7 protein-coding genes are annotated in these 7,725 nt (G+C 75.1%); 2 read left to right on the plus strand and 5 right to left on the minus strand.

What is annotated here, in order from left to right; translation table 11 throughout:
• Entirely contained in the window at positions 1-786 is a 786-nt protein-coding gene (locus ACFWOG_RS23005) for a TrmH family RNA methyltransferase (RefSeq protein WP_329884772.1), read from the plus strand.
• Between the two features lie 82 nt (positions 787-868).
• Here the strand turns inward: ACFWOG_RS23005 and ACFWOG_RS23010 are convergent, their stop codons facing one another.
• The 4 genes from ACFWOG_RS23010 to ACFWOG_RS23025 form a co-directional block, all read right to left on the minus strand.
• Positions 869-2,242: a peptidoglycan-binding protein gene (locus tag ACFWOG_RS23010; protein ID WP_380360676.1), complete on the minus strand. Its 1,374-nt coding sequence runs from the start codon at positions 2,240-2,242 to the stop codon at positions 869-871.
• A 230-nt stretch (positions 2,243-2,472) separates the two neighbouring features.
• Entirely contained in the window at positions 2,473-3,390 is a 918-nt protein-coding gene (locus ACFWOG_RS23015) for a pyridoxamine 5'-phosphate oxidase family protein (RefSeq protein ID WP_380360677.1), read from the minus strand.
• A 32-nt stretch (positions 3,391-3,422) separates the two neighbouring features.
• Complete coding sequence (locus tag ACFWOG_RS23020; RefSeq protein ID WP_380360679.1) at positions 3,423-3,890, minus strand: VOC family protein; 468 nt, start codon at positions 3,888-3,890, stop codon at positions 3,423-3,425.
• A gap of 192 nt (positions 3,891-4,082) precedes the next feature.
• On the minus strand, positions 4,083-5,105 hold the full coding sequence (locus tag ACFWOG_RS23025) for a hypothetical protein (RefSeq protein WP_329884768.1): 1,023 nt from the start codon (positions 5,103-5,105) through the stop codon (positions 4,083-4,085).
• Positions 5,106-5,420: 315 nt separating this feature from the next.
• Between ACFWOG_RS23025 and ACFWOG_RS23030 the strand changes: the two genes are divergently transcribed.
• Positions 5,421-5,987: a CGNR zinc finger domain-containing protein gene (locus ACFWOG_RS23030; protein ID WP_329884767.1), complete on the plus strand. Its 567-nt coding sequence runs from the start codon at positions 5,421-5,423 to the stop codon at positions 5,985-5,987.
• 129 nt (positions 5,988-6,116) lie between these two features.
• Here ACFWOG_RS23030 and ACFWOG_RS23035 read toward each other — a convergent pair whose 3' ends face one another.
• Positions 6,117-7,616: an FAD-dependent monooxygenase gene (locus ACFWOG_RS23035; protein WP_329884766.1), complete on the minus strand. Its 1,500-nt coding sequence runs from the start codon at positions 7,614-7,616 to the stop codon at positions 6,117-6,119.
• Positions 7,617-7,725: the final 109 nt, after the last annotated feature.

The following is a 7,725-nucleotide window of genomic DNA, read 5'->3' on the forward strand; positions in this document are numbered from 1 at the left end:
GTGAACGACGAAGAACTGCTGCGCGCCTGGCGGGCCGGCGCCGAGGAACCGGGAACGGTGCTGCTGGACGGGTTCCACCCGTTGAAGCACGCACTGCGGTTCGGCGGCGCCGTCCGGCAGGTGCTGACCGCCGACCGGGCCGCGCTGCTGGCCCTCGCCGCCGAGCTGGCCCCGGACGTCTCCCCCGCGCTGGACGGGCTGGCCGCCGAGCTGCCGGAGAAGACGCTGCGGGGGCTCGCGCCCCGGCTCCACCCGACCGGCGTGATCGCGCTGGCCGCCCGGCCGACCGTCGAGGCGAACCGCGCCGCGCTGGACCGCCGGCCGCGGACGGCACCGGTCGTGCTGCTGGAGGACCCGCGCAACCTGGGCAACGTCGGCGCGGTGATCCGGCTGGCGGCCGGCTTCGGCGCGGCCGGGGTGGTGACCACCGGGGACCTCGACCCCTGGCACCCGGGCGTGCTCCGGGGCAGCGCGGGCCTGCACTTCGCCACCGCCGTCGAGCGGCTGACGCTCCCGGACCTGCCCGCGGGCCCGCTGTACGTGCTGGACCCGGAAGGTGCGGACATCCGGGAGACGGCCTTCCCGGACGACGCGGTGCTCGCCTTCGGCACCGAGCGGCACGGTGTCTCGGCGGGGCTGAAGGCGCGGGCCGACCGGCTGGTCGCGGTGCCGATGCGGCCCGGGGTCTCCAGCTTCAACCTGGCGACCAGCGTGGCGATGGGGCTCTTCCACTGGATGTCGGGGCGCCCGCCCGGTGTTCCCCTGCCGGACGGACGCGCGGTGTGAGCCGGGCCCCCCGGGGGCCGGACGGCCCCCGGTCGGACGGCTCCCGGGGCGGTCCCCGGGGCGGTCCCCGGTCGGGCGGTCCCTAGGAGAAGAGCCGCTTCCAGGTGTCCGGGCCGGGGTAGCCGTCGGCCTCGGCGCCGCGCCAGCCCAGGGACTCCTGGAAGGCCTGGACGTTTCGCCGGTCGGACTCCGTCCAGCGCGGGCCCGGACCCTGCGTGTAGTGGCGGCCGAACCCCTTGCGGACCAGTTGCTCGCCGAGCCGCCGGACGTTGTCGTTGGCGGCGCCCGGCCCGAAAGCGGACCGACCGGGGAAGGGCGGCGCTCCGGCGCCGGTGCCGGGGCCGACCGGCGGCGGCGGGAGCGGGGCGCCGCCGTCGATGTTCCGGCCCTTGGCGTTGACCAGGTAGTCCCAGGTGTCCTTGCCGGGGATGCCGTCGGCCTCGGCGCCGCGCCAGCCCTGGGCGAGCTGGAAGGCCTCGGTGGCCCGCCGGTCCGACTCGCTCCAGCGCGGCCCGGGGCCCGTGCCGTAGAACCGGGCGCCGCCGCGCTGCACCAGCATCTGGCCGAGCCTGGTGACGTACGCGTTGTCCGCGCCGGGGCCGAACTTGTCGGCGCCCGGGAAGGCGGTCGAGGAGGAGCCGTCGCTGCTGCCGCCGCCGTTCGTTCCGCCGTTCGTTCCGCCGCCGTCGCCGCCGGGGGAGAGCGCCTTGTAGCGGTACGGGACGTACGAGCCGGAGTTGTTCCAGTAGGCGTACGGCGTGGACCGCTTGGTGGTGCCCGGCGAGGTCTGCTCGTACGCCAGGTAGCGGGTGCGGGTGGAGTCGGTCCAGCCGCCGAAGACGGTCACGTGCGAGCCGGCCTGCGGATTGGCGGGGTTGTTGTAGATCAGGACGTCGCCCGGCTGGAGGTCCGCCTTGGCGATCCGCTCGGCGACGTTCGGCAGCGTCCAGGTGGTCTGGCTGCTGCCCAGGCCCCAGGCCATCGAGACGAAGCCGGAGCAGTCCTGGCGGTAGCCGTCCGACCAGTACCGGCTCATGCTGTACGGGACCTTCTGGTCGACCCAGCGCTGCGCCCGTTCGATGATCTGCGCCCGGGTGACCGGCTGGGCGGCGCGCGGGGCGGAGAGCCCGCGGGCGGACGGGGAGTCGCCGTAGAGGCCGCTGACCTCGCCCTGCGGGGTCTTCGGCTGGGCGGTGGCGGAGCCGCCGGGGGTGGGCGTCGGGGCGGGTGCCGCGGCGGCGCCGGCCGCGCCGCCGCCGAGGGCCGTCCCGACGGCGGCCATCAGCACGGCGGCCCGGCGGCGGACGCTGCGGGCTGCGGCGTGGCCGCCCTCGTGCACCGGTGCGGCGTGCAGTCGGGCGCGGCGGCGGGCGCTGCAGCCCCCGCATATGCAGTCCGCGTCGGGCTCGATCTCGTCGAACTCCAGCAACGGGATCGGTCGGTCGGTGAGGGTCATGCTCCGCCTCTTTCTCCTGGTCGGACTGGTCACCGCTGACGGCGTGACAGGACGGTCCTTCCCAGGGCGACAGCGCGTGTTATCGGGACCAAAGTCCCAAATCGGGCACCTGGTCGGCGCGGTGGACTGCGCCGGTCGGGTGACGACCGTTCGGCGGCCCGGGCGTGGCGCGGGTGCGCGGGAGGCGGTAGTGACGGTGCCGACCTGGCGGGAGGTCAGCCGTCGGCGGGTCAGCCCGCGGATCGCGGGTTCGCCGGTGAGTACTCGGGATCGGTCCAGGTCAGCGGGGTGGCGTCGGCCAGTTCGAGGACGTCGGTGACGGTCAGGTCGATCACCCGCTCGGCACCCGGCAGACCGGCCCCGGCGGGGTCGGACCAGTCGGTCCGCGCCTCGCCGGTGACCAGCAGTGCCCCGCCGGTCTCCCAGTCCGGGATCAGCAGTCCGGCGCGCGGGTCGAGCTCCAGGTTGCCCAGGGTCATGAACATGCTGTTGCCCGCGTAGTCGGGCCAGCGCAGCCGGTCCGGTCCGAGCACCCTGAGGAAGCCCGGGTTGCCGCCCCGGTGCGAGGCGTCGACCCGGCCGTCCGGTCCGGCGGTGGCGACGAAGAAGGTGTCCGCGGTGGACGCCATCAGCTGCTGGGCGGTGCTGAGGGCGGGGCCGCCGGCCACCCTGCGAGGGGCGCCGGCCTCCGGGCGGTCCACCGGGCTGCGGCGCTGGATGTACTTCGGGCAGTTGGCGTAGACCTGGTCGGCGGTGATCACCAGGCCGCCCCGGCCGTCCGGCACGGAGCGGCCGTTCAGCCGCATCCGGCGCCGGGCGGCCGGGTCCAGCGCGACGGTGCCGACCTCGGCCGGGCCGGCCAGGGCACCCGCCAGCGGGTCGTCTCCGGACGGCCGGGCGGCCACCGTCAGGGTCCGCTCGTCGGCGGCCCGGAGGAACCCCGGGGCGCCGCTGAGCTGGGTGGCCCAGAGGCGGCCGTCGGCGTCGGCGGCGCCGACCACCAGCATCCGCCGCTCGGTCAGGAACCGGGCGGCCACGGCCGGGACGGTGCTGCCCACGGCGCGTCCGGAGTGGTCGGCCCGGTCCAGCCGGCCGGCCCGTGCCTGGGCGGCCCGTTCGCCGGGGTGGTAGGGCGTGTCCGTGGTCATGGTGTGCCTCCCGGTGCCCGTTCGGTCGAGTCCTAGAAGAAGCCGCAGGTCGGGGCGGACCCGGCGGGAGCCTCGGCGCCGGTCCCGTCGACGCCCTGCGGGGTGTAGATCTCCAGCCGGATGCCGTCCGGGTCGGTGAAGAAGATCCCTCCGGAGGCCGCGCCCTCGCCGTGCGGGACGACGCCGTCGTAGGCGAAGGCGGCGCCCAGTTCGCGCAGCAGCGCCTCGGCGGCACGGACCTCGTCCAGTGAGTCGACCTGGAAGGAGAGGTGGTGCAGGCCGGGGGCGGCGGTGGCGAAGGTGCCCGCGCTCTGCTGCCAGAGGGTGAGCACCGGGCGGCCGTCGCGGCCGAGGAAGGCGAAGCGCTGCTCGGGGCCGGTGCCCTCCTTGAGCAGCTCCAGGCCGAGCACGCGCCGGTAGAAGGCGGTCGAGCGGTCGAGGTCGGTGACGTTCAGACCCACGTGGCCGGTCTGCAGGGTGCTGCTGATGGTGCCGGACATGCCTGGTCACTCCCGTGGTCAGAGCGCCCCGGAGGGCGCGACTGGCTAACCGTTACTGACGACGTTAGTGGTTAGGTGGGGGACCGTCAACCGCTACTGCCCTATGAAGAGGTTAGGTGGGAGGGGTATGGCTCGTTCATGACAGAGGTGGGGAGGGGTGGAGCGGAGAGCCGGCGCCGGGCGGCGGAGGGGCTACTCCCACTCCCAGCGGATGCCGATGTGGCCCGGCTGCTGGTCGGGGGCGAGCACGTGGGCGCTGGCCGACGCGCCGATCCAGAGCTGCTCGCGGCGGCGGTCGACGTCCGCCCCGGGGTCGCGGTCGTACCGCTCGCAGTGGGCCGGGACCCGCGTCGGGTCGAAGTGCACCTGGAGCACGTACTCGCGCACCGGGGTGGCGAAGCGGCGGCTGTACTCCAGCGTCTCGGCGCCGCCGGACGGGATCTCCACCTCGTACTCGAAGACGGTGCTGTCGCCGAGCCCCAGCGGCCGGTCCAGCATCAGCTCGCCGACGATCAGGCCGGCGTCGGGGCGTCGCCGGACCCGGCCGAGCCGGCCGTGCCGGACCCCGGTGATCTCAGGACAGCCGGTGGCCTCCTCGTCGGCCTTGTGCACGACCAGGCAGCGGGTCACGCCGGCCACCGTCGCCCGGACCACCTGCCGCATCCTCAGCAGGTTGCCGCGCCGGTCGGCGTCCACGTAGTACGAGTCGTGGATCGACAGCCGCTCCAGCTCGCCGGCCGGCGGCGCGTCCAGTTCGGCGAAGACGTCGGCGATCTCCTGCTCCCCCGGCCAGACGTCCTCCAGCCGCAGGTGGCTGGCGTTGGCGTTGGCGGCCCAGCGCCCGCGCGGGCGGGGCGGGCCGAGCAGCGAGGAGAGCGTGGAGTGCGGGAGACCGAGCAGTTCCTCCAGCAGGTGCACCGCGCGCAGCGAGCTGGCCCGCTCGGGCTGGCTGCGACCGCGCCGCCAGTAACTGAGCGTCGTGACGCTGACCCTGACGCCGCGTTGGGCGAGGGCCGCCCGGATCCGGTCCAGGCTGAGGCCGCTGGCCTCGATCGCGAGGTGCAGGGTGTCGGCGAAACCGCCGGTCGGGCTCGGGCGTCCGGCGGACGCGGTGGCGGGCGGTTGGAGGGCAGGCTGAGGGGGCACGGCGGCGGGCACGTCGGGGCGTGGCCCGACCTGTCTCAGCCGTGCGTCCTGGGGGTTCTGTGAGGCCATGCGGTTACTCTCCCCACCGAGCGGGTGCGGCAGAGCCGGATCGGCGCGGGAGTGCGCCGTCAACGGCCTCGCCGAGCTGTGGGGAACCCTATGCACGGTCGAGAGGCTACGTCATCAGTCCTGCGTATGACAGTGGTCACGAGCGGGCGAGCGGAGGGTTGACGATCGCGGAACGGAGCGGAAACAGACCTTCCGGTCCGGTCGGTCGGGGCCGGTCCGGGGCACGGGAACGGGTCCCGGCGGAGCGGCGAGGGCGGGCCCCGACGGACCGCCCCGACGTAGACTCGTGGACCGGGCGAGAGCGAGGGAGTGCCGATGACGGAGCGGACAGCAGACCCGCGGGACCCGCGACCGCTGCTCGGTGAGCCGCTGGCGCTCGACCTGCTGAACACCCGGTGGGCCGGGACCCCGGTCAACGACCTGCTCGGCGAACCGGACGGCTACGCGATCTGGCTCTCCTCGGCCGGGCTGGCCGGGCGTTGTGCGGCCGACGGGGCCGGGCTGGCGGCCGTCCGGGAGGCGCGGGAGGCGCTGGCGGCGGCGGTCCGGGACCTGGACGGGGGCGGCGCCGTGGGGCCGGTGGCCCTGGCCGGACTGGACGCGGTGCTGCGGCACGGCCGGGTCCGGCGGGAGGCCTCGGCGACGGGGGCGCGGGACCGGGTCGAGGTGGACGCGCCGGAGTGGCTGGCGGCCTGGCTCGCGGTCGACGACTTCCTGGTGCTGCTCGGCCAGGGGCCGCAGCGGGTCAAGAAGTGCGCCCACGAGGCGTGCATCCTGCACTTCTTCGACACCTCGCAGAACGGCCGGCGGCGCTGGTGCCGGATGGCGGTGTGCGGGAACCGGGCGAAGGCGGCGCGGCACTACGAGAAGGTGCACCAGTAGGCGAAGGTGCCGTCCGTCCGCGGCAGTGCCCGTCCGCGGCCGTGCGGGACAGGGGCGGAACAAGGGCGGGGCGGGGCCGGACGGCGGAGGCGGGTGCCGGCCGACCCGGCGCCCGCCTCCGGGGCCGGGTCAGCCGGCCGGGGTGCCGAGCCAGTCGGTGAGGGCGGCGCGGAGCTCGCCGAGGCCCGGGTCGACGGAGGCCCAGGCGGCGTAGCCGTCCGGGCGGATCAGCAGGACGGTGTCGCGCAGCTTGCCGTGCGGGTCGGCCGGGGCGGCGGTGATGACCCGGTCCGCCCACGGCTCGGCGACGGACAGCTCGTCGTTGCTGACCAGCACGAACTTCCCCGCCCGGAGCGCCTCGTAGAGCCGGTCCGGGGCGGCCGGACCACCCTCGCGCGGCGGTTCGAGACCGGTCAGCCGCAGGTCCGGGACGCGCTTGCCGACCAGCGGGTGGGCGTCCTTGGGCGCCGGGTAGGCGATGCCGATGCCGGAGACGGTGCGGGCGCCGCGCTCCGCGACCACGTCGAGGTGGTCGGCGAGCGAGGCCAGCGCGCCGCGCAGGGCCCGGGTGGCCGCGGACTGGGCGAGGGCGAGCCTGATCAGCGCACCGGACGTGCGCAGCACCGCCTTGCCGACCGGGTGCCGCTCGGTCTGGTAGGTGTCGAGCAGCGCGTCGGTGGCCTGGCCCCGGACGGCGGCGGCGAGCTTCCAGGAGAGGTTGGCGGCGTCCTGGATCCCGGTGTTCATGCCCTGGCCGCCGGCCGGCGAGTGGCAGTGGGCCGCGTCACCGGCGAGGAAGACCCGCCCGGAGCGGTAGTTGGGGACCTGCCGTTCGTCGCTGTGGAAGGTGGAGCTCCAGCGGGCGTCGTGCAGGCCGTAGTCCTCGCCGAACGCGCCGAGGGCGACGGCGGCGATCCGGTCGAGTGACGGCGGGGTGCCGTCGGGGTGCTCCTCGGTGCGGTCCCAGGCGATGATCCGGTACCAGCCGTCGCCGAACGGCACCAGGAAGGCGAAGCCGTGCTCGTTCGCGCCGACGGTGACCGCCTCGTCGGGTTCGCGTTCCAGCCGGACGTCCGCCAGCAGGACGGAGTTGACCACGGACTCGCCGGGGAAGGGGATGCCGAGCAGGTCGCGGACGGTGGAGTGGACGCCGTCGGCGCCGACCGCGTAGCGGGCCCGGTGGGTGGTGACGGCGCCGTTCTCCAGCGTCTCGACGGTCACGCCCTCGGCGTCCTGGCGCAGGCCGACCACCTCGGCCCCGCGCAGGACGGTCGCGCCGGCCTTGACCGCCCGGTCGTGCAGCAGCTGTTCGGTCCGGTACTGCGGGGTGATCAGGACGAACGGGAAGCGGCTGGGGAGTTCGCCGAGGTCGACCCGGAACTTGTTGAAGATCTTCAGCGAGGTGAGCGGACGGCCCGTGGCGATGAGGTCGTCGGCGAGGCCGCGGGCGTCGAGGAGTTCGAGGGTCCGGGCGTGCACGGCGAACGCCCGGGTGAGGTTGGACTCGGTGCTGCGCCTCTCCAGCACGGTGACCTTGATCCCGGCGGTGGCGAGGTCCCCGGCCAACAGCAGGCCGGTCGGTCCGGCGCCGACGATCAGGACGTCGGTGACGGTCTGCTTCTCGGTCATGTGTCAGCTCCCGGTGATCGGACAGAGGTTGGACGCCGCGTTCGGCGCGCTTCCGACCTCCATCATCGCGGTCCCGGGGCGGAGCTGTGAATTCTCCGGGCCCCGGAGA

This window comes from Kitasatospora sp. NPDC058406, from assembly GCF_042722765.1.
Lineage (GTDB): Bacteria > Actinomycetota > Actinomycetes > Streptomycetales > Streptomycetaceae > Kitasatospora.

Coding starts and splice junctions, on each gene's coding strand:
- ACFWOG_RS23015 (WP_380360677.1), bottom strand. CDS start 3,390: ATGACCACGGACACGCCCTACCACCCCGGCGAACGGGCCGCCCAGGCA.
- ACFWOG_RS23010 (WP_380360676.1), bottom strand. CDS start 2,242: ATGACCCTCACCGACCGACCGATCCCGTTGCTGGAGTTCGACGAGATC.
- ACFWOG_RS23030 (WP_329884767.1), top strand. CDS start 5,421: ATGACGGAGCGGACAGCAGACCCGCGGGACCCGCGACCGCTGCTCGGT.
- ACFWOG_RS23025 (WP_329884768.1), bottom strand. CDS start 5,105: ATGGCCTCACAGAACCCCCAGGACGCACGGCTGAGACAGGTCGGGCCA.
- ACFWOG_RS23035 (WP_329884766.1), bottom strand. CDS start 7,616: ATGACCGAGAAGCAGACCGTCACCGACGTCCTGATCGTCGGCGCCGGA.
- ACFWOG_RS23020 (WP_380360679.1), bottom strand. CDS start 3,890: ATGTCCGGCACCATCAGCAGCACCCTGCAGACCGGCCACGTGGGTCTG.